The sequence below is a fragment of the Dyella koreensis genome, assembly GCF_044904565.1.
In the GTDB taxonomy this organism is placed as follows: domain Bacteria; phylum Pseudomonadota; class Gammaproteobacteria; order Xanthomonadales; family Rhodanobacteraceae; genus Dyella_D; species Dyella_D koreensis.
The window spans coordinates 1,285,688-1,305,534 of sequence record NZ_JADIKD010000012.1; the positions used below are offsets into that span (position 1 = coordinate 1,285,688).

Sequence of the window (19,847 nt, forward strand, 5' to 3'; positions counted from 1 at the left end):
TGGGAGCGCCACCCTAGCGCAGCACGGGCATCGGCGAAAGCGATAAGATCGCCGCCATATGTCAGAAAAACTCACATATCCCGCATCCCGTCCGATGCCCTCGCTGAATGCCCTGCGTGCCTTCGAGGCCACCGCACGCCTGGGCAGCGTCAGCCGCGCCGCGCAGGAATTGCATGTAACCCACGGCGCGGTGAGCCGCCAGATCCGCGCACTGGAAGACGACTTGGGCACACCGCTGTTCCAGCGCCAGGGCCGCGGCCTCAGCCTGACCGCCGCCGGCCTGCGCCTGCGCGACGCCAGCGCCGCGGCTTTCACGCAACTCCGCGAAGCCTGCGATCAATTGCGCGGCCATACCGCGCAGACACCGTTGGTGCTCGGCTGCCCCGTCAGCCTGCTGGCACGCTGGATGATTCCGCGACTGGAACGGCTGATGGCCGAACTGCCCGAGCTCACCTTGCATCTGCGCCCGCAAGAGTTGCCGTTCGATGAGGCGCTGACGGGACTCGACGCCGCCCTGCTCGCTGGCGAAGCGCCCTGGCCCTCGGGATGGCAGGTGCATGAACTGGCGCGTGAGTGCGTCGGGCCGGTGGTCAGTCCGCACTTCGCCGAACAACACGGACTGTTGAGCAGCGCGCCATCGGCCTTGCTGCAACAGCCTTTACTACACACCACCTCGCGCCCGCAGGCTTGGCAGGCATGGGCGCAAGGCCAGGGCCTCCCAGCAACGCAACTACCACCGGGCCAAAGCTTTCCGCATCTCTATCACCTGCTCGAAGCGGCGGTAGCGGGACGCGGTGTGGCGATCGCACCGGAGCAACTGGTTGCAGACGATCTGACCAGCGGACGCCTGTTGGCGCCATGGGGGTTTCAGGCCACGGCGGCGCAATGGGTGCTGGTAGCGCCGTCGCGCGCGCCGGCAGCGCGGCTTACAGCACTGGCGGACTGGCTAAAACGGGCATTAGCCGCTCAGAGATAACGCAATACGGTCTCGCGCAGCTTGGCCACCTGCTGTGCGTCCAGCGGCCCCAGCACGCCGCGGCGCGACGGCGGAATATGCGCGGCGGGATCTTCATCGCTGAATACGTAGTGGTCGAGCAGCTCGCGCCACGCCTTGCGTTCGGCCGGCGGCAGCGATTTGAAACCAAGCACGCAATGCAGCAGACAGCCCAGCAGGGTCTGCGGCACCAGGCCGCTGCCCAGCCCCGGCTTCCACCAGTAATTCACCAGCGCATTGATGCTGCCCAGCGAAGCCACGTGATGCCACCACATCGGCGGCATGTAGGTGGCATCGCCCGGCTGCAGCTCGGCGACCCATGCGTGTTCCAGTGCCAACTTGAGGCGCGGGTAGCGCGGATCATCGGGACGATCGAGCCGAGCGACGCTGATGGCTGCTCCCGTGGGCGCGAAATCCAGCGGCCCGACATAAAGGTTGCGCACCTGCTCCGGCGGAAACAGCGTGAAGCGGCGCGAGCCGCTAACGACGCAGGCGATGTTGTGGAACTCATCGAAATGCGCCGGCGTAGTCACCTTGTTGCCAATCCAGATGCGCGGCTGGATAGCGGCATCCAGAAACGGCACCGAGTGTTCCGCCAGGAAACCCGGCAGGCAGGCGGCGATCGGCGCGCTTTGCATGGCCAACGCCGGCGGCTGTTCCTGCCGATTGAATTGCTGCAAATGCTGCAGCCCCTGCGAGACGGAGACGCGCTGGTGCCGGAAATTGAAATGCTGCAGGTCGGCGCTATAGCCCACCACACCGTCTTCGCCGGGCGGCATCAGCAACGCATCGACGGGCGTACCGTTGTCGAACCCCGACAGCCGTGCCACGAAAGCCGATTCGGATTCGCGGGCCGCCGCCACGATGGGCCAGTGCTTTACCAGGCCGCGCATGACCAGAGGACGCTCGCTGCCGACGATGGCGTCGAGCACATCGTCACGGCCATCGACGACGAACTCCTCCATGGGAACTGGCATGGCGTTTATCCGGAGCGATCAGTGGTGATGGTGCATGCTAGCCCGCGGCACGCACGGCCTGCACGAAAGCCGCCATCTTGGCGGGATCCTTGATCCCCGGCGCCGACTCGATGCCGCTGGAAACATCCACCGCCCACGGCCGCGCGATACGCACGGCAGCGGCAACATTCTCGGCGGAAAGCCCGCCGGCGAGAATCAAAGGCTGCTTGAGGTCTGTGGGCATCAGCGACCAGTCGAACGCTTTGCCACTACCGCCCGCCTCGCCCAGCCCGTGCCCATCCAGCAGCAAAGCGGCGGCCCCGGGGTAGTCATGCAGTCGCGGCAAAGCGGCGACCCCATCGCCCATCGCGATCGCCTTGAGGTAGCGGCGCCCGAACTGTGCGCACCAGGCATCGCTTTCGTTGCCGTGGAACTGCAGCAGATCCGGCTGCACGGCATCGATCACTTCGCGCACTAGCGCCGCTTCGTCGTCCATGAATAACGCCACGGTGCCGACGAAAGGCGGGAGCGCTGCGCAGATCGCCCGTGCCTGAGCGATATCCACCCGCCGCTTGCTGCGCGCGGTGAGGATCACGCCGATGGCGTCGGCGCCGAGTTGCGCTGCGAGCAGCGCGTCCTCGATACGAGTCATGCCACAACATTTGATACGAGTCACTGGCTCACCTCCACCGGCAGCCCCCAGTGCGCTTCGTAGCGTGGCCCGATAAAGGTCAGGCCCGAAGATGGCGCCGTCGGGCCGGCAACCTCGCGATCGCGGCCCGCCAGCAGTTCGCCCACCCAGGCCACCGGCTGTTCGCCGCGCCCCACGGGCAGCAGAGAGCCGACGATATTGCGCACCATGTGATGCAGGAACGCGTTCGCCTCGATCTCCACGATCACCTGTTCGTCTTCGCGCCGCACGCTCACCGCCAGCACCGCGCGACGCGCGTGCGCAGCCTGGCAGGACACCGCACGGAAGGCACTGAAATCGTGTTCGCCGATCAACACCTGCGCGGCCTCGTGCATGCGCGCGGCATCGAGCGGATGGCGCTCCCAGGTCACGTAGCGCGCATCCAGCGCGGCACGCACCGGACGGTTGAGGATGCGATAGCGGTAGCGCCGGCTACGCGCGGAGAAGCGCGCGTGGAAATCATCCGGCACCATCTGCGCCCACAGCACCGCCACGCTCGTCGGCAGGTTGGAACAGGCACCAAGAATCCAGCCACGCAGATCGCGCTGAACCTCCGTATCGAAATGCACCACTTGGCAACGCCCATGCACACCAGCGTCGGTACGGCCGGCGCAAGTGACCTCCACCGGATGCGCCGCCACAAACGACAGCGCCCGCTCCAGCGCGCCCTGCACGGTGGCACCGTGGGTCAGCCGCTGCCAACCCAGAAAATCGGTGCCGTCGTATTCGATACCCAGGGCAATACGCATGAAGAAAGAGGGACTCCACTCAACCAAGCGCACAGATTAGTAGGAGCGCACCTTGTGCGCGAATTTGGGCCTGACGCCCGGATCGCCCACGGGGTGGGCTCCTACACGAACGAAAAGGGCCGGCTAGGCCGGCCCTTTCGATGCAAGGTGTCGCGCAGAGCGGTTTAGCGAATGCTCTCCAACAGCTTCTTCGCCACATCCTTCTGCATCTGGCTGCCCTCATGCAGGACTTCTTCCAGCATGGCGCGCGCGCCATCCGGATCGCCCATGTCGAGGTAGGCGCGGGCCAGATCGAGCTTGGTGTCAGCCGGATCGTCGCTGAATTCGCCGGCGTCGTGCAGCTGTTCGCCAGCGTGGTCATGCGCGTGCTCGGCCGGCTGCTCGTCATCAAGATCGGCGAACTGCCAGCTGGTGGCGGCTTCGTGATGTTCCGGCTCGGCGACCGACGCCGCAGCGGGTGCATTGGCGCCGAGCGGGCGAGGCGTAAGGTCGAAGTCGAAGTGATACTCGCTGACCTTCTGGCTCTTGGACGGCACCGGAGCCGCAGGAATCGGCGGAATGTCCGAACCGTCACCGGCGTAATGGCCCAGATCAAAATGGTCGAGCGCTTCATGCTCGTCCTCGTTCTGCGGCGGCAGCGGCGACAGGCCTTCGCGCGCGAACAGCGGATGACCCGGCACCAGGTCCTCGCCCATGTGCACCACATCCTGCCATTCCGGCTGGTCCGGACCGGTGATATGGGCGTGCATGGCTTCGGCCGCGGCCTCGAAATGGTCCACGTCGCGGCGGCTGTAGTAGAGACTCACCAACTCCAGGTGCAGACCGACGTCATCCGGATGCTCGGCGAGCTGGTCGAGCAATTCGTCCTGGTCGGGATCGATGCTGCCCAGCGACGGCGTCGCACCGAAACGATCGGCCAGCGAAGACGACGAAGCAGCCGCAGCGACTGCGGGGGCCGCCTTGCGACGACGACCCAGCAGAGCGCCCAGGAGCAGCAGCACGGCGGCACCACCGCCGGCGGCGAGGGCCCAGGTCTGCGTGTACCACGGCTCTTCCGCAACCGGCGCCGGAGCGGGTGCCGGCTTCGCCACCGGGGGCTTCACCGCCGGCTTGGCCGGTTCGGCAGCCGGCGTGCTGGCCAGCGGAGCAGTGATCACGGTGGCGGCATGGGCTGGAGCATTGCCTGCCGCCGTGCTGGAACCTGCCGGCGTCACGGCGAGGGTTGTCTCAGCGGCGGGCGCCAGCTTCGCGGCACTGGCCGCCGCAGCCGGCTTGATCTCTGCCGTTTCGGGCGTCGCCGGTTTCGCTGCGGCGACCGGCGCGGCCGGCTTGCCCGCAGACCTGCGGGCTTCGGCCAGCTTGCCCTGCAGCTCGGCGATTTCATTGTCCTTGAGCGACAGCAGCTTGGCGTTCTTGGTGTTGATGTCTTCCAGGTCTTTGAGGCGCGACTTCAGCTCGCCGCCCTGCTGCTCCAGCGAGGCCAGGGCCTCCTGGCTGCGCAGCAGATCCTGGTGCAGGCCGGCCATGCTTTTGCCGCCCTTGTCACCCTTGCCGCCGCCGCTTTCGTTGCCCTGCCCGTCCTTCGCCGGGACCAGGGCCAGATGGTCGCCGTTGTCGCTCTTCGCCGAACTCGGCGCGGTGGAGGCGGAAGCGCGTGTGCCGGCATCGGCCACACTGGTGGGCGTGCGCGCGGCGCCGGAGCGCCAGTCGCTGTTCTGGCGGCGCACTTCCGCAACCGCCGCGGCAACGGCCATGGCCTGCGCGTCTTCACGCGAAGGCACGCGCAGCACCGCACCACTCTTCAGTGCGTTGATGTTGTCGCGATAGAACGCATCGGGGTTGGCCTGCTTCAGCGCCAACAGCATCTGGTTGATATCGACGCCAGTCGGCGCAGTCTGCTTGGCGATGCCAGACAGGGTCTGGCCGCGCTCGACCGGACCGAACTGACCCGGACCGGCCGACGAGGCGGCCGGCGCAGCCTGCCTGGCAGGCTTGGGGGCGGGCTTGGGTGCGGCGGCCTGCTCATCAGCGGCCGGAGCCGGCGCGGCGGCACGGCGCGAAGGCTTGGGCGACGCCGCCGGTGCCTGGGTCGGCGCGGAGGTTACCGGCGCGGCAGCCGGTGCATTCGGCGGATCGAGCAGGATGGTGAACTCACGCACGCTCTTGCCACTGGCGCTATCCACTTCAACCAGCAGGTCGAGGTAAGGATCGTTCACCGGCACGCTGCTGGTGATACGGATGAATTTACGGCCACTGCCGCTATCGACCACGCTGAACTGCAACGGGAGATTCGGCGCCCCACCGCTGATGCCGGCGCGCGTGAACTCATCGCTGGAAGCCAGCTTGGCCGAAAGATGCTGCAGCTCCGACGGGTGCTCAGGGTTCAGCGGTATCTCGGCCAGCAAGGGCTGGCCCAGTGCCGACTTGACCTGGATCTGGCCCAGCTCAAGCGCGGCTGCCTGGCCACTGCCCACGGCAAGCGCCAGCAGCACCGACAGTTTCAACGAACGATTCATCGCGTGTTCCCCCGAACGACCCCGTGACGTTTCTTATTGGGTCGCCGCTTCACGGCGGCGACTGCCCATAACGAGGCGCCACTTTAAGTTAGACAAAGGCCAGACAACAATAGCTGTGGCCGATATTTACAACGCATTGCTGCGGTCTGTTCTTGATCTTGCCCGATTCAGTGCTGGGTAGCTGAACCCGTCGGCGCCGCTTTCAGTTCCTTCAATTGCCGCTGCAGGTCGGCGATGGTCTTGTCCTGCTCCTGCATCTTCTGGTCGGCCTGTTTGCTCTTGGCTTCCTGCGCCGCCACGTCGTGCTGCAGGCCTTCAAGCTCGGCTCGCTGCTTGGAAATGCGCTGTTCGATGCCGGGGGCAGGATCGGCTTTCGCCCCCTTGCCCACATCCGCCGCCCAGCCCGGGACCATCACCACCAGGGCACACAGGCCCAGACCGAACCACATTTGACGCATTAAAGATAATCCTCGATCAGGAGTTCAGCGATCTGCACCGCGTTCAGCGCGGCACCCTTGCGAATATTGTCGGCGACGATCCACATATCCAGGCCGCGCTCGTGCGAGATGTCCTCGCGAATGCGGCCAACGAACACCGGGTCCTTGCCTGCTGCGTCGCTCACCGGAGTCGGATAGCCGCCCGCCTTGCGCTCGTCCACCACCACGACGCCCTCGGCCTTTTCGAGCAGCGCACGCGCCTCGTCGACGCCGATCTTCTCGCGTGTTTCGATATGCACCGCCTCGGAGTGGCCGTAGAACACCGGCACGCGCACCGCCGTCGGGTTCACCTGGATGCTGTCGTCCTCCAGGATCTTGCGCGTCTCCCACACCATCTTCATTTCTTCCTTGGTGTAGCCGTTGGGCTGGAAGTCGTCGATGTGCGGGATCACGTTGAACGCGATCTGCTTGGTGAACTTGTTCTGCTCCACATCCTGGAAGCTCAGCAGCGCGGCGGTCTGCTTGCCCAGTTCCTCCATGCCGGAGCGGCCAGCGCCGGAGACGGACTGGTAAGTGGCCACATTGATGCGCTCGATGCCCACCGCGCGATGGATCGGCGCCAGCGCCACGAGCATGCCCATGGTCGAGCAGTTCGGATTGGCGATGATGCCGCGGTTGGTGTAGTGGGCGATGGCGTGCGGGTTCACTTCGCTCACCACCAGCGGAATGTCGTCCTGGTAGCGGAACTCGGAGGTGTTATCGATCACCACCGCGCCGGCCGCGGCCGCGCGCGGCGCATGCTCGCGGCTGACCGAACCGCCGGCCGAGAAGAAAGCGATATCCACGCCCTCGAAGTCGTAATCGGCAAGATTGCGCACGGTGATCGATTTGCCGGCGAACTCCACTTTGCCGCCCGCCGAACGCTCACTGGCCAGCGGCACCAGCTCGCTGACCGGGAATTCACGCTCGGCCAGGATGGCCAGCAGGGTTTCGCCCACGGCGCCTGTCGCGCCGACCATCGCCACCTTGTAGCTGCTCTTCTTGCTCATGTTCCGGTATCAGTTGAGGAAATCGGAGAACCGTCCGTACGGGGCCGATATCCGCACCTGCGGAAATCTAGCCGGGGTCTTCTGCAAAACAATACGCGATCTGCCTGGGCGTGAATGGCATCACGCTTTGGCATCAACGCCTGGACCTCAACGCCTGGACCAGCGCGCCATCACTTCGGGATTCAGGGGCGTCGCGGGACGGCCGGCATGCGGCCCGTAACCCAGCGCAGCCAGCACATTATCAGCTGCGAGGCTGGCCATGGCGCGGCGGGTATCTTCGCTGGCGCTGGCGATGTGTGGACTGAGCAAGGCGTTGTCGAGCGCCAGCAGGTCCGGATGCACCGCCGGCTCCCCCTCGAACACGTCCAGCCCCGCCGCCCCCAGACGGCCTTCGCGCAAGGCCGCGGCCAGCGCCACTTCATCCACGATGCCGCCGCGCGCCACGTTCACCAGCACCGCGGTGCGCTTCATCAGGGCCAGCTCCGCCGCACCGATCGCATGATGGCTGGCCTTGCTGTACGGCAGCACCAGGATCAGGTGATCGGCCTGCTTCAGCAACTCGTCCTTGCCCACCAAGGTGGCGCGGCACTCGCGCTCGATCGGCTCCGGCAGACGCGAACGGTTGTGATAGAGCACCCGCATATCGAAACCGGCTGCGCGGCGCGCAATAGCCTGGCCGATGCGCCCCATGCCCAGGATGCCCAAGGTCTTGCCGTGCACGTCGACGCCGAGCCAGTCATCGAAGCGCTGCTGATTGCTCCACTGCCCCGCGCGCAGCCAGCGCTCGGCGGCACCGATGCGCCGGGAAGCGGCGAGCATCAGCGCCCAGGCGTAATCGGCCACGGTTTCGTTGAGCACATCGGGCGTATTGCAGGCGAGTACGCCGGCGCGGGTCATCGCGGGCAGGTCGAAGTTGTTGTAACCCACGGCCAGGTTGGCGATCACGCGCAGGCGCTCGTTGCCTTCCAGCACCGCGGCGTCCACCCGATCACCCAGGCCGATCACCGCGCCATCCACTTGGCGCAAGCGCTCCCGCAGCTGTTCCGGTGTGTGTTTTCGCTCGATCGCCTCGGCCTGCACGTCGAGATGCTCGGACAATTTCGCCAGCACTTCGGGGAACAGCGGACGCGAAACCCAGACTTTCTGTTTTACGGTCATGCCGCACTTCTCAATAGGTCATCAACGCGTTGCTTGGGGAACGAAGGCGCGTCGGGAAGATCGCGCCGCCACGGTCAAGGCAACCGCGGTTTCACCTCGCCTACATCGCCGCATTGAGCGCGGTGGCGCAGGGCGTGATCCATCAGCACCAGCGCCATCATCGCCTCAGCAATGGGCGTGGCGCGGATGCCCACGCAGGGGTCATGACGACCCTTGGTGACCACTTCAACGGATTCGCCGGCCAGGTTCACGCTATGGCCTGGAATCAGGATGCTCGAGGTCGGCTTGAGCACGATGGACGCGGTCACCGCCTGCCCCGTACTGATGCCACCGAGAATGCCGCCGGCATGGTTGGACGCAAAACCATCCATGCTCATTTCATCGCGATGCTGGCTGCCGTGCTGGGTGACCGCAGAGAAGCCATCGCCGATTTCCACACCCTTTACCGCGTTGATCGACATCAGCGCCGAAGCGAGATCGCCGTCGAGCTTGCCGTAGATCGGCTCGCCCCAACCCGGCGGCACGCCGTCAGCCACCACGTTGACGCGCGCGCCCACCGAATCGCCGGATTTGCGCAAGGCATCCATGACCTTTTCGAGCTGCGGCACCTGACTGGCATGCGGCCAGAAGAACGGGTTCTGCTCCACGGTCTCCCAGTCGAAACCTTCCGGCGCGATCGCGCCCAACTGCGCGAGATAGCCGCGCACACGCACGCCGTAACGCTCGGCCAGCCATTTCTTGGCGATTACCGCCGCCGCCACGCGCATGGTGGTCTCGCGTGCGGACGAGCGGCCGCCACCGCGCGGATCGCGGATGCCGTACTTCTGCCAATACGTGTAATCGGCATGGCCGGGACGGAACGTGCTGGCGATATCGCCGTAGTCCTTGCTGCGCTGATCGGTATTGCGGATCAGCAGCGCGATCGGCGTGCCGGTGGTCTTGCCCTCGTACACCCCAGAGAGAATCTCGACGTCGTCGGCTTCGCGCCGCTGCGAGGTATGCCGGCTCTTGCCAGTGGCGCGACGATCGAGGTCGGTGCGGAATTCGCTTTCGTCGATCGCCAGCCCCGGCGGACAGCCGTCGATCACACAGCCGATGGCGGGACCATGGCTTTCGCCGAACGTAGTGACAGTGAAGAGCTTGCCGAAGGAATTACTGGACACGGGGAATGGACGTCCGAAGAAAAACGTCCACAGCTTAACGCGTGCAGACCCCGGGGTCTCGCTTCAAAGCGCGCCGGACGGCCATTCCGTCGCCAGCAGGGCAAATACCACGTCGTCCACCCATTCGCCGCGCAGCTGCAGGCTCTGGCGGAAATGCGCCTCCTGGCGCAGACCCAGCGAGCGCAGCAAGGCCACGCTCGCCTGATTGCGCGGATCGACGGAAGCACACACACGGCGCTGCTTCATCTCGACGAGAAGCCAGTCCAGCAAGGCCCGCACCGCTTCGCGGGCGTAGCCTTGTCCCTGATGGAGCGGCGCGATGCTGATGCCGAATTCGGCAGCCTCGTCGGCCACGGGCAGGCGCACACCCATATCGCCGATCAGCCGATCCTCGCCGGCCAGGCGGATGGCGCGCTGATACCAGTGCCCCGATGCCGGCATGGTCGCCTGGCTGCCGATCCATGCCTCGGTGTCCGCCAACGACGCCGGCCACCACCCTTGATAGCGGGCCACCGCGGGATCGCCGCGATAAGCGAACAGCGCCTCGGCATCCTCGTCACGCAAGGCGTCGATGCGCAGCCGTTGCGTTTCCAGGTGCATGGCTTAGGCGCGCCGCGCCTTCGCCGCGGCGCGAATGGCTTCGGCGTGCTCGATCAGATCACGGCGCTCGAGTGCGAACACACCCATCGCGCCCACCTTGAACTCGATCCACACGAACGGGACTTCCGGCAGCAGCGCAGCCAGCGCGTGCTCGCTTTCGCCCACCTCGACGATGAGCAGGCCATCCTCGGTGAGGTAGTCGGCCGCTTCGTCGAGCATGCGCACGCAGATGTCGAGGCCGTCTTCGCCCGAGGTCAGGCCCAGCTTCGGCTCGTGGCTGTATTCGCCCGGCAGCGCGGCGTATTCGTCTTCGGTGACGTAGGGCGGATTGGACACGATCAGGTCGTACCGACGGCCCTTCAGGCCGTTGAACAGATCGGACTTGACCGCTTCGACGCGGCCTTCGACGTGCTGGAACACGATGTTCTCGCGCGCCAGCGATAGCGCCTCGTCACTGATATCGACGATGTCCACATGCCACGACGGGTTGTATTCCGCCATGGCGATGCCGATGCAGCCCGAACCGGTGCACAGGTCCAGCGCACGCTCCACATGGCGGTGATCCAGCCACGGCGTGAAGCCGGATTCGATCAGCTCGGCGATCGGCGAACGCGGCACCAGGGCGCGGCGGTCGCTCTTGAACTTGAGGCCGGCGAACCAGGTTTCGCCCACCAGATAAGCCACCGGCAGGCGCTCACTGACGCGTCGCTCGATCAACGCCAGCACACGCTCGCGCTCTTCCCGGGTGAGCTTGCCGGCGCCATAAGCCGGCGGGATATCCGGCGGCAGATGCAGACTGGCCAGCACCAGATGGGTGGCTTCGTCGATCGGATTGTCGTGGCTGTGGCCGAAGGTCAGCCCGGCCGCCGAGAAGCGGCTGGCGCCGTAGCGGATGAAGTCGATGATGGAGGCGAGTTCGGCAGTCACGGCGGCCAGGGATCGTAAAGGGGGTTGTGAAGTATAGCGGCTGGGGCCGAGGGTCAGCCGGACAGCGACCTGTAGGAGCCCACCCTGTGGGCGAACGCCCTGCGATAGCAGGACCGATATTGAACAGAGCGCGGCCCTTAGGGGCCGGTCGCCCACAGGGTGGGCTCCTACAAGACCTCACCGCCCTCGGGGCCGTAGAAGAACACCCAGGTGCAGAAGTCCTCGCTGAAATCCTCGAAGCGGTGCTCCACGCCGGCCGGCACGAACAGCACCTCGCCGGACTCGAAAGGACGGCGCTCGCCGCCGCAGAAGAACTGCCCACGACCGGCGACCACGACATACACCTCATCGCGACGGTGCGGCGTCTGCTTGTCCACACCGACCGGCCGATAGATTTCCACTTCCAGCGAGCCATGCCGAAACAAAGCCGCGAACGGCGTATCCACCTGTTCGAGTGCGGCCAAGGCTGCCGTGGGGGTCATCCTGTCGTGCATGGGTACTCCCTCGCATGAGAACGGATTCGGTGTCGCCACCATAGGGTGCTCTGAGCAAGTCTACGTAGCCGTCACCGGCTCTGTCTGCCCACCGCTCTGCGGCGCGCTGGCGACGGCAGACTGGCCGTCTTCCTAGCCAGCGCGCCGCAGAGCGGTGGGCAGACAGAGCCGGCCCTCACACTTTGAAATGAATGACAGGGTGATGTGTGGGAGGCGCGCAGGCTGCGGCCCACGTCTAGGCAAGGCAGCCAGCCTTGCCGTCGCCGCGCGCCACACCCTGCGCGCCTCCCACACATCATGACAGCTACGTAGACTTGCTCAGAGCACCCTATACTGGCCGGATGACTTTCAACGTACTCCTGCAATACATCCTGCCCCACCGTGCCCTTTCGCGGGTGGTCTATTGGGCCACGCGCTGGACGTTTGCGCCCTGGAAGAACTTCCTGATCAGCCAAATCGTGCAGAGCTATCAGGTGAATATGGCTGAGGCGGCGCAACCGGATGCCCTCGCCTATCAGCATTTCAATGCCTTTTTCACCCGCAAGCTGCGCCCGGATGCGCGCCGCGCGGATGCCGACCCGGCGGCTTTGATCAGCCCTGCCGACGGCAAGATCAGCCAGTCCGGCCCGATCGTGGACGGGCGCATCTTCCAGGCCAAGGGCCAGGAGTACACCGCTGCCGAGTTGCTGGGGGACGAGGCCGCCGCCGCACCTTACCGCAACGGCCGCTTCGTCACGGTCTATCTGTCGCCGCGCGACTATCACCGCGTGCATATGCCGCTGGCCGGCACTTTGAAGGAAACCGTGCACGTGCCCGGTCGCATCTTCAGTGTGGCTCCGTTCGCGGTGGAAGCGATCCCGCGCCTGTTCGCCCGCAACGAGCGCCTCGTCTGCCACTTCGAGGGCGAGCACGGCCCGTTCGTGGTGGTGATGGTGGGCGCGATCCTGGTGTCTTCAGTCGCCACGGTGTGGGATGGCCTGGTGATTCCGCCCTACGCGTCGTCGATCCGCCGCAAGTCTTTCGCCGGTCAGAACATCACACTGGAACGCTTCGCCGAAATGGCGCGCTTCAATATGGGTTCGACCGTGATCCTGCTGTTGCCCGAAGGTATGGCCGAACTGGATGCACTGCAGCCACAGCAGGCCGTGAAAGTGGGCGAGCGACTGGGTCTGCAAACGAAACACTGAGCACGCTCTCACCATGAGTACGCACACGCCCGCCGCACCCGTCATCGTGATTGACCTGCAGACCGGCATGTTTGATGGCGTCATGGAACCGCCGATCCATGACGCTGATGCCCTGGTCGAGCGCGCGCGGGCGGTGCTGGCCTGGGCACGGCGCTCGGGACGCAACGTGGCTTTTGTTCGTCACGACGGACCGGCAGGCGATTCGCTGGCGCCGGGCGCTCCCGGCTGGCCCGTGTGGCCTGCGTTGGGCCAGGCCGACGACGAACCGACCTTCGCCAAGAACGTTGGCAACGCCTTCGGCAATCCCGCACTCATCGCATGGGTCGCGGACCAGGGCGTCCAAGAGGTGATCCTGCTCGGTGCCCAGACTGAACATTGCGTCGCGGCCACTGTCCAGGGCGCCATCGATGCCGGCTTCAAGGTGACGGTGGTGTCCGATACCCACGGCACCTGGGACAGCAGCGGCGAGACCGCCAGCGAGATCATCGCCCGGCACAACACTGCCTTCGCCACAGCCGGCGCAAGGCTGGTGACAGCCCAGTCGCTGGCGAATATTTGATCACCACTGCGCGCGCCTCGCGCCACAAGCTGACGCCCTTTGTCGTTTTGTGACCTTTTTGGCGCAAGGCGACCCGACACATGACTATGCTTCGCGGAATTCATGGTGCGTCTTCGCACCGCCCCTTTGTGTTCCGAGGAGACCGCCATGCGTATCGTCAGCCAGATCATTGCGATCAGCCGCGCCCGTCAGTTGAGCCGGCAGTTCCGCGAGGTCGAGCGCCATATCCAGAACCTGCCCCGCCGTGGCCGCGCTCAGCTAGGCATGCTGACGTTGCGCGAGATCGGCCAGGCATCGCGCAGCGAGTTTCCGCATCTGTATGGCACGTCGCCTGAGCAGCGCTACCTACCCTGGGGCGAAGGTACCGATATCGGTTACGCGCGGGCGCGCTCGGATAACCCGGAGATCTCGATGCGCGGCATCGCGCTGTGGCTCGCCGTCGCCTATCACGAGACCAAGGATTCACCGCATCTGAAACTGCAGCTCCAGCACCGTCACCTGATGCGCGTGCTGCGCGAGCTGAAGGAAGTCCACCGCAGCGCGGAGCCGCGCCCCGGCAACAGCCTGATGGGAACAGCTGCCGCCGCGTGATCCAAGAGAGCCCGCAAAATCTCTACGCCGGAAGATAGGGGCTGGCGCTGAGCAGGCGTTCTTTCTGTTCGCGACAATCGCTGAGTTACCGCGCTCTGGCCGCTTATGCAGCGGGCATGTCGGACGCCTGCCGGCGCCCGAGCCACTTTCTCTTTGCTGACCCAAAGAGAAAGTAACCAAAGAGAAATGGTCGAAAGAGCACGGTGTGCTTCGTAGCTACGCATCTTCCAGTGTCAGACATCGCGTTTGCTCCTGCCCCCTCCCCTGCTCGCAGGGGAGGGTTGGGGAGGGGTGAGTACTTGAGATAGAGCAACAGGAGAGGTTGTCCCAAGGGCTTACCCCCTCCCAACCTCCCCCTGCGAGCAGGGGGAGGAGAAAAAGCACGCGCAGCTCTGACAACGCCAATCAGCTCTAGAGGAGAGCAAGAAGCGAAGCCATCCCGATGTCTGGCACTGGAAAAGGCGAAGCTACAAAGCCCACCGCCTGCTCTTCAGGCCATTTCTCTTTGGTTACTTTCTCTCTAGGCCCCCTCGGGGGGTTGGGCCAGCAAAAAGAAAGTGACCCGCCTCGCGGCAGCGAGGCGGAACGCCCGCTGCGTAAGCGACCAGGTCGCGATCCCCCAACGCCAAAGCAAGAAGAGCTCACCTCTGCGAGCAAAGACGGCGAGCAGACCAATACAAGATCAAAGATTTTGTACAGGCCCTAAGGGGTGCAAGAAAGCCCCTACCTCAGCGGCAAGCCGGCAGCTTGATCGTCTGCCCCGGGCGAATGTGCTCGTGCTTGATGCCATTCAACTGCGCAACCTCCTGCACATCCGTGCAGCCCACCTTGCGCACGATGCCAACCAGCGTATCGCCACGCTTCACGACGTAACTGCGCGCCTTCGTCGGTGCGGAAGGACGCGGCGCGGGCGCAGCCGGCGGCGGCGATGGAGCCACCGGCACCACCGCTGTATGCAGATCGTTGGCAAGAATCGGCCACGGGCCATCCGTGCAGCGCGAGGCATACGGCTTCTCGAGCAGCTTGGGTACGTTCAATCGCGTACCGCTGGGCAGCGTCACCTGCGGATCGAGTCGCGGATTGAGATTGCGCAGCGTGCGAAACCAGCCGTCGTTCATGCCCCCGGCCGAGCCAAGACATACCGTGAGCTCGGTCAGCGAGGCGCCGCGCGTCAGCGTGATGTTGCCCGGCGCGCCGTCCACTTTCGGGAAGCGCAGGTTGTAGCTGTCCGGATGCAGGAACAGCCACGCCGCCGCGAGCACTGCCGGTACGTAGTCGCGGGTTTCCTGTGAGAGCTGGTTGTAGATGCGTGGGTCGTAGAAGCTGGTGGAGGTTTCGTCGCCGACCAGACGGCGCATGCGCCCTTCGCCGCCGTTGTACGCGGCCAGGGTCAGCTCGAGATTGTTGTTGAAAATCTTCAGCTGCTCGTCGAGATACTCAGCGTTCGCGCGAGCGGATTGCGCGGGATCGAAGCGCTCATCGAAACCACCGTCGCTGCTCAGGCCGAAACGCAGGCCGGTGGCGTACATGAACTGCAGCGGGCCCGACGCGCCCGAGCGCGACACCGCGTGCACCTTGCCACCCGATTCCTTGGCCAGGATGCCGAACAGCACTGCCTCCGGCAGATCGCGGTTCTGGTACTGCGGCCACATCTGGAAACGCAGGTACTGATAGTTGATGTAGGCATCCATCAGGTTCGGACGCCACTGCGTCAGCCACATCTCCAGCGCGGCTTTCACGGGACCGTTCATCGCAATCAGCTCGGATAGCTGCTGGCCATGCAACAAGGTCACGCTGCGCTGCGCCTGCGGCAGGCTGGCTGCTCCGGTCTTGCCGGCGTTGCCGCCTTCGGGCACTTGCTCACCGCTGACTTCCACATCATCACCGAGCGAGAAGCTGCCGTCCTTCAAGCGCAACAGGCGGTCGTAGACCGAGAAGAACCGCTGCGGATCGCAACCCAGGCTGTTGCCGCATTGCGCGGAGGCACGCTTCAGCTGCTCAAGCGCCGACGACAGCGTTTGCTGCGAACCCTGGTTGTCGCCTTCGCGCGCCTGCTGCAAGGCCTTCTCATAACTCTTGCTGGCCTGATCGAGCTGGCCGTAGAGCGCATTGACCTGCGGCGTGGGCGCGGTGCCGCCGGTACTGGCGCAGGCACCAAGCGCCACCAGCGCCGCATACAAAGGAACCAGGCGCAGGGAGCGAGCGGAGAGAGATACCGGCATGACAGGCTTCACAATTCGAAAGCACGGACAATAGCCTTCGCAAGCCCCTGACTCAACAGGAAACTGCCTAGCCGGACTATGTGCCGACAAGTCCGCGTTGAAGCGAGCGCTTGGCTACAATCGCTGAGCCCCTCTCGGACGGAACCTCATGACTGACATTCTGATCGGCCGCAACGACAGCGCCAGCGTCAACCTGGACCCGCACTACGGCAACCGCCACGGCATGATCGCTGGCGCCACCGGCACCGGTAAGTCGGTGTCGCTGATGGTGCTGGCCGAAGGATTCTCCAAACTCGGCGTGCCCTGCTTCCTGGCTGACGCGAAAGGCGATCTGGCCGGCCTGTCGATGGCTGCCGGCGAACCGGGCGACAAACTGAAGGCGCGCCTGGCCAAGCTCGGCCTCAACGACTGGAAGCCGCAGGCCAACCCGGTGATCTTCTGGGACATCTACGGCAAGCTCGGCCATCCCGTGCGCGCCACCATCAGCGAGATGGGCCCCACCCTGCTCGGCCGCATCCTGGAATTGAACGACACCCAGGAAGGCGTGCTCGAGGTCATCTTCAAAGTCGCCGACGACAACGGCTGGCTGCTGCTGGATCTGCCCGATCTGCGCGCCATGCTCACGTTTGCGGCAGAGAACGCCAAGGACATCTCCAGCAAGTACGGACTGATCAGCACGCAGAGCGTCGCGGCGATCCAGCGTTCGGTGCTAAAACTGGAGCAGGACGGTGCCGACCAGTTCTTCGGCGAACCCGCCCTGGAGCTCGCGGACCTGATGCGCCAGGACATGAGCGGCCGCGGCGTGATCAACATCCTCGCCGCCGACCAGTTGATCCTGAAGCCGCGCCTGTATTCGACCTTCCTGTTGTGGCTGCTGTCCGAGCTGTTCGAGCAACTGCCGGAAGTCGGCGATCTGGATCAGCCGAAAATGGTGTTCTTCTTCGACGAAGCGCACCTGCTGTTCGATGATGCGCCGGCAGCGCTGCTGCAACGTGTGGAGCAAGTCGTGCGGCTCATCCGCTCCAAGGGCGTGGGCGTGTACTTCTGCTCGCAAAATCCGGACGACGTGCCGGGCAATATCCTGGGCCAGCTCGGCAACCGCGTTCAGCACGCACTGCGCGCATTCACCCCGCGCGACCAGAAAGCAGTGAAGGCCGCGGCCGAAACCTTCGTCGCCAATCCAAAGATCAATGTCAGTGAAGCGATCACCCAGCTCGCCGTGGGTGAAGCGCTCGCTTCGACGCTGCGCGATGGCGGCGTGCCCACGCCGGTGGAACAGGTGCTGGTGACCTCGCCTACCGCGCGCATCGGCGCCATCACGGACGCGGAGCGCGGCACGGTTCGCCAGCGCTCGCCGGTCGGCGGCAAGTACGACACGGCGATCAACCGCGAATCGGCTGCCGAACTACTCGCGGCTCGCGCCAACGAGAAGGCCGGCGCGCCGCCGGCAACCAAGAATGGACCCGCTGGCGCCGCCGCGGGCGCGGAAGGAAGCGACTGGAGCAACACAGTGCGCGATGTGCTGCTTGGCAGCGGCCGCCGCCAGGGTGTGATCGAAGCGATGGCGAAATCCGCCAGCCGCAGTATCGGCTCGAGCATCGGCCAGAAAATTGTGCGCGGCGTGCTGGGCAGCATCTTCGGCGGCAAGCGTTGAGCGATGCGCGACGAGAGAATCGCGTGAAAACGACGGAACGCCTCGGCACCCTCGCACTGATCGGCATAGCGGTGTTTCTCGCCACCAGCATCGCCGCGCAGTTTCTGCGCGGCGATCTCGACTGGACGAAAGTGCCGAACAGTTTCTATCTGATCGGCCCCTACGGCTGGATGGTGCGCACCGGCTATGTGGCGATGTCGCTCGCGCTGGCGGGAGTCGCCACGGGCGCTTATCTGGCCCTGTCTAAAACGGCGCGCAGTGCCGCACCGTTGTTGCTGTTCGTGGTCGCGGGCATTGCGTTGAGCGTGACCGCGTTCGAGCGGACACCCATCGCGGGCCAAGCACCCACCTTCGAAGGTTATGTGCATGGCGTCGCGGCGCAGACCGCCTTCCTGTGCACCGTGACTGCGATGTTGTTGCAGGCATGGCGGCTGCGCGGCGACTCGCGATGGAAACGTTGGTTCAAACCGGCGTTTCTCTATGCATCGGCCTGCTTCATCCTTTTGTGGGTGCTGGCGCTATGGCGCGAGCTGCCACGCGGCAGCAGTCAGAAGCTGCTGATCCTGCTGATCGCCGGTTGGCTGATGCTCGCGGCCTATCGGCTGCGACGCGGCCCGGATAGCATGGCGCCCCCTGAAGCATCCGTAGTTGTGCCATGAGCCGCTGGCGTCCGCCCTCTCCCTCCTCCACGGCGATCATCACCCGCGAAGGCTTCGAAAGGCTCAAGACCGAGCTGGATCAGCTATGGCATACCCTGCGCCCCGAAGTAGTCAAGGCACTCGCAGCGGCCGCGGCTGAAGGCGACCGCTCGGAGAACGCCGAATACACCTATCGCAAAAAGCAACTGGGTGAGATCGATCGCCGCGTGCGTTATCTCAGCAAGCGCATTCCGTCGCTGAAAGTGGCCGAGGGCATGCCATCGGATCGCGATGCGGTGTTCTTCGGCGCCGTCATCGAGCTGGAAAATATCGATACCGGCGAAGCCCTCACCTATCGCATCGTCGGGCCCGACGAAACCGATGCCAAACAAGGCTGGATCAGTATCGATTCGCCGATGGCGCGCGCCGTGCTGAAAAAGCGGCTGGATGATGAGTTCGAAGCCGAACTGCCCGGCGGGCGCACGCGCTTCGTCATCGTCGGCGTCACCTACTAAGCGCAACTTCTGTAGGAGCGCACCCTGTGCGCGAAACGGTTCGGAAGGACCCCGCTCTTTCTCATTATTCCAACAACGGCCCTGCGCGAGCAGGACCGTCTCGCGCACAGGGTGCGCTCCTACAGGTACTGCCCCGGCGCTATTTGTCGCCACGCATCAGGGCTGCGATCTGCTCCTGGTGCGATTCGTAGAACGCCACATTGGCCATGTTCACCTTGGACTGGTCGATGGACTTGGACATCGCCGGATCGTTGCGTGACTGCACCACGATCGCCGCATTCACCAGCGCGATATTGGCCAGCATGAATTCACGCGGCGTGAAGCCGTATTTCTTGATCAGCGGCGCAATACGCGGATCACCGGCCATCGCTTGCGTGGCGAGATCGTCAAGGCTATGCACCTTGGAAGGGTCTGGATTCGCCTGCGAGTGAATGCCCTGCGTGCGCGCCTCCTTCGTCGCAGCCAGCAGCCGGCCGAACACATCCTCGTTGAGGTTGTAGTCCTTGATCTGCTGCTTGTCCGTATCGGACAGCCCCTGCGTCGCCGCCTGCGCGATGGCGGCATGCGGCAGCAGCGCCGCGAACACCAGCCACACGGCAAACAGCCAGGTGGATGAAACGCGGGATGGGCGTGGATTCGATGTCGTCATGAGATTCTCCGTGAGCTGTTCAGCGCCACAGCATCGCGGCATGCAAGCTGTAACAGCCAAAACCCTACGCAAGGCGAGATGAATATCGCCTGCCCGAA

At 64.9% G+C, this 19,847-nt stretch carries 20 protein-coding genes; 7 read left to right on the forward strand and 13 right to left on the reverse strand.

What is annotated here, in order from left to right; all coding sequences use genetic code 11:
* Nucleotides 1-94: 94 nt before the first annotated feature.
* Nucleotides 95-976 carry a LysR family transcriptional regulator gene (locus tag ISS97_RS20840; protein WP_379984259.1) on the forward strand — a complete coding sequence of 294 codons (882 nt, stop codon included), beginning with the start codon at nucleotides 95-97 and terminating at the stop codon, nucleotides 974-976.
* On the opposite strand, the gene ISS97_RS20845 is transcribed toward ISS97_RS20840, so the two are convergent.
* The 11 genes from ISS97_RS20845 to ISS97_RS20895 form a co-directional block, all read right to left on the reverse strand.
* Nucleotides 967-1,971 (reverse strand): cupin-like domain-containing protein, encoded by a 1,005-nt coding sequence (locus ISS97_RS20845; RefSeq protein ID WP_379984258.1) that lies wholly within the window; start codon nucleotides 1,969-1,971, stop codon nucleotides 967-969. The two genes, ISS97_RS20840 and ISS97_RS20845, sit on opposite strands and share 10 nt — an antisense overlap.
* A gap of 37 nt (nucleotides 1,972-2,008) precedes the next feature.
* On the reverse strand, nucleotides 2,009-2,626 hold the full coding sequence (locus tag ISS97_RS20850) for a phosphoribosylanthranilate isomerase (RefSeq protein ID WP_379984257.1): 618 nt from the start codon (nucleotides 2,624-2,626) through the stop codon (nucleotides 2,009-2,011).
* Nucleotides 2,623-3,390: a tRNA pseudouridine(38-40) synthase TruA gene (truA, locus tag ISS97_RS20855; protein ID WP_379984256.1), complete on the reverse strand. Its 768-nt coding sequence runs from the start codon at nucleotides 3,388-3,390 to the stop codon at nucleotides 2,623-2,625. The genes ISS97_RS20850 and truA overlap by 4 nt, the downstream gene beginning before the upstream one ends.
* A 164-nt stretch (nucleotides 3,391-3,554) precedes the next feature.
* Nucleotides 3,555-5,906, reverse strand: a complete 2,352-nt coding sequence (locus tag ISS97_RS20860; RefSeq protein ID WP_379984255.1) for a FimV/HubP family polar landmark protein — start codon at nucleotides 5,904-5,906, stop codon at nucleotides 3,555-3,557.
* A gap of 167 nt (nucleotides 5,907-6,073) precedes the next feature.
* On the reverse strand, nucleotides 6,074-6,364 hold the full coding sequence (locus ISS97_RS20865; protein WP_379984254.1) for a hypothetical protein: 291 nt from the start codon (nucleotides 6,362-6,364) through the stop codon (nucleotides 6,074-6,076).
* The gene (locus ISS97_RS20870; RefSeq protein WP_379984253.1) at nucleotides 6,364-7,392 is read right to left on the reverse strand and encodes an aspartate-semialdehyde dehydrogenase; all 1,029 of its coding nucleotides are present in this window, start codon (nucleotides 7,390-7,392) and stop codon (nucleotides 6,364-6,366) included. Before ISS97_RS20870 ends, ISS97_RS20865 begins: the two co-directional genes overlap by 1 nt.
* Before the next feature lie 147 nt (nucleotides 7,393-7,539).
* Nucleotides 7,540-8,550, reverse strand: coding sequence for a 2-hydroxyacid dehydrogenase (locus ISS97_RS20875; RefSeq protein ID WP_379984252.1), 1,011 nt, complete (start codon nucleotides 8,548-8,550; stop codon nucleotides 7,540-7,542).
* 74 nt (nucleotides 8,551-8,624) lie between these two features.
* The gene (gene aroC, locus ISS97_RS20880) at nucleotides 8,625-9,713 is read right to left on the reverse strand and encodes a chorismate synthase (protein WP_379984251.1); all 1,089 of its coding nucleotides are present in this window, start codon (nucleotides 9,711-9,713) and stop codon (nucleotides 8,625-8,627) included.
* Between the two features lie 63 nt (nucleotides 9,714-9,776).
* A complete protein-coding gene (locus ISS97_RS20885) occupies nucleotides 9,777-10,313 on the reverse strand; it encodes a GNAT family N-acetyltransferase (protein ID WP_379984250.1) in 537 nt (178 codons plus the stop codon).
* 3 nt (nucleotides 10,314-10,316) lie between these two features.
* A complete protein-coding gene (prmB, locus tag ISS97_RS20890; protein WP_379984249.1) occupies nucleotides 10,317-11,240 on the reverse strand; it encodes a 50S ribosomal protein L3 N(5)-glutamine methyltransferase in 924 nt (307 codons plus the stop codon).
* 167 nt (nucleotides 11,241-11,407) lie between these two features.
* The gene (locus ISS97_RS20895) at nucleotides 11,408-11,734 is read right to left on the reverse strand and encodes a cupin domain-containing protein (protein ID WP_379984248.1); all 327 of its coding nucleotides are present in this window, start codon (nucleotides 11,732-11,734) and stop codon (nucleotides 11,408-11,410) included.
* 341 nt (nucleotides 11,735-12,075) lie between these two features.
* Between ISS97_RS20895 and asd the strand changes: the two genes are divergently transcribed.
* The 3 genes from asd to ISS97_RS20910 all read left to right on the forward strand — a co-directional run bounded on the left by asd (nucleotide 12,076) and on the right by ISS97_RS20910 (nucleotide 14,071).
* Nucleotides 12,076-12,921, forward strand: a complete 846-nt coding sequence (gene asd, locus ISS97_RS20900) for an archaetidylserine decarboxylase (RefSeq protein WP_379984247.1) — start codon at nucleotides 12,076-12,078, stop codon at nucleotides 12,919-12,921.
* A 13-nt stretch (nucleotides 12,922-12,934) separates the two neighbouring features.
* Nucleotides 12,935-13,480, forward strand: coding sequence for an isochorismatase family protein (locus ISS97_RS20905; protein WP_379984246.1), 546 nt, complete (start codon nucleotides 12,935-12,937; stop codon nucleotides 13,478-13,480).
* Nucleotides 13,481-13,627: 147 nt separating this feature from the next.
* Complete coding sequence (locus tag ISS97_RS20910) at nucleotides 13,628-14,071, forward strand: hypothetical protein (RefSeq protein ID WP_379984245.1); 444 nt, start codon at nucleotides 13,628-13,630, stop codon at nucleotides 14,069-14,071.
* Nucleotides 14,072-14,799: 728 nt separating this feature from the next.
* Here the strand turns inward: ISS97_RS20910 and ISS97_RS20915 are convergent.
* Nucleotides 14,800-16,293, reverse strand: a complete 1,494-nt coding sequence (locus tag ISS97_RS20915) for a transglycosylase SLT domain-containing protein (RefSeq protein WP_379984244.1) — start codon at nucleotides 16,291-16,293, stop codon at nucleotides 14,800-14,802.
* Nucleotides 16,294-16,441: 148 nt separating this feature from the next.
* Here ISS97_RS20915 and ISS97_RS20920 point away from each other — a divergent pair, with 148 nt between their 5' ends.
* The 3 genes from ISS97_RS20920 to greB are packed head-to-tail and all read left to right on the forward strand — an operon-like array spanning nucleotide 16,442 to nucleotide 19,100.
* Nucleotides 16,442-17,947 (forward strand): helicase HerA-like domain-containing protein, encoded by a 1,506-nt coding sequence (locus tag ISS97_RS20920; RefSeq protein WP_379984243.1) that lies wholly within the window; start codon nucleotides 16,442-16,444, stop codon nucleotides 17,945-17,947.
* 23 nt (nucleotides 17,948-17,970) lie between these two features.
* The gene (locus ISS97_RS20925) at nucleotides 17,971-18,606 is read left to right on the forward strand and encodes a DUF998 domain-containing protein (protein ID WP_379984242.1); all 636 of its coding nucleotides are present in this window, start codon (nucleotides 17,971-17,973) and stop codon (nucleotides 18,604-18,606) included.
* Nucleotides 18,603-19,100 (forward strand): transcription elongation factor GreB, encoded by a 498-nt coding sequence (gene greB, locus ISS97_RS20930; RefSeq protein WP_379984241.1) that lies wholly within the window; start codon nucleotides 18,603-18,605, stop codon nucleotides 19,098-19,100. The genes ISS97_RS20925 and greB overlap by 4 nt, the downstream gene beginning before the upstream one ends.
* A gap of 139 nt (nucleotides 19,101-19,239) precedes the next feature.
* Here greB and ISS97_RS20935 read toward each other — a convergent pair whose 3' ends face one another.
* Nucleotides 19,240-19,749 (reverse strand): hypothetical protein, encoded by a 510-nt coding sequence (locus ISS97_RS20935; protein WP_379984240.1) that lies wholly within the window; start codon nucleotides 19,747-19,749, stop codon nucleotides 19,240-19,242.
* Nucleotides 19,750-19,847: the final 98 nt, after the last annotated feature.

Bases quoted from the DNA above. Each gene is read 5' to 3' on its own strand.
- ISS97_RS20845 (WP_379984258.1), bottom strand. From the start codon at position 1,971: ATGCCAGTTCCCATGGAGGAGTTCGTCGTCGATGGCCGTGACGATGTG.
- ISS97_RS20840 (WP_379984259.1), top strand. From the start codon at position 95: ATGCCCTCGCTGAATGCCCTGCGTGCCTTCGAGGCCACCGCACGCCTG.
- ISS97_RS20870 (WP_379984253.1), bottom strand. From the start codon at position 7,392: ATGAGCAAGAAGAGCAGCTACAAGGTGGCGATGGTCGGCGCGACAGGC.
- ISS97_RS20875 (WP_379984252.1), bottom strand. From the start codon at position 8,550: ATGACCGTAAAACAGAAAGTCTGGGTTTCGCGTCCGCTGTTCCCCGAA.
- asd (WP_379984247.1), top strand. From the start codon at position 12,076: ATGACTTTCAACGTACTCCTGCAATACATCCTGCCCCACCGTGCCCTT.
- ISS97_RS20865 (WP_379984254.1), bottom strand. From the start codon at position 6,364: ATGCGTCAAATGTGGTTCGGTCTGGGCCTGTGTGCCCTGGTGGTGATG.
- ISS97_RS20915 (WP_379984244.1), bottom strand. From the start codon at position 16,293: ATGCCGGTATCTCTCTCCGCTCGCTCCCTGCGCCTGGTTCCTTTGTAT.
- ISS97_RS20895 (WP_379984248.1), bottom strand. From the start codon at position 11,734: ATGCACGACAGGATGACCCCCACGGCAGCCTTGGCCGCACTCGAACAG.
- ISS97_RS20920 (WP_379984243.1), top strand. From the start codon at position 16,442: ATGACTGACATTCTGATCGGCCGCAACGACAGCGCCAGCGTCAACCTG.
- truA (WP_379984256.1), bottom strand. From the start codon at position 3,390: ATGCGTATTGCCCTGGGTATCGAATACGACGGCACCGATTTTCTGGGT.
- ISS97_RS20935 (WP_379984240.1), bottom strand. From the start codon at position 19,749: ATGACGACATCGAATCCACGCCCATCCCGCGTTTCATCCACCTGGCTG.
- ISS97_RS20885 (WP_379984250.1), bottom strand. From the start codon at position 10,313: ATGCACCTGGAAACGCAACGGCTGCGCATCGACGCCTTGCGTGACGAG.
- ISS97_RS20910 (WP_379984245.1), top strand. From the start codon at position 13,628: ATGCGTATCGTCAGCCAGATCATTGCGATCAGCCGCGCCCGTCAGTTG.
- greB (WP_379984241.1), top strand. From the start codon at position 18,603: ATGAGCCGCTGGCGTCCGCCCTCTCCCTCCTCCACGGCGATCATCACC.
- ISS97_RS20905 (WP_379984246.1), top strand. From the start codon at position 12,935: ATGAGTACGCACACGCCCGCCGCACCCGTCATCGTGATTGACCTGCAG.
- ISS97_RS20860 (WP_379984255.1), bottom strand. From the start codon at position 5,906: ATGAATCGTTCGTTGAAACTGTCGGTGCTGCTGGCGCTTGCCGTGGGC.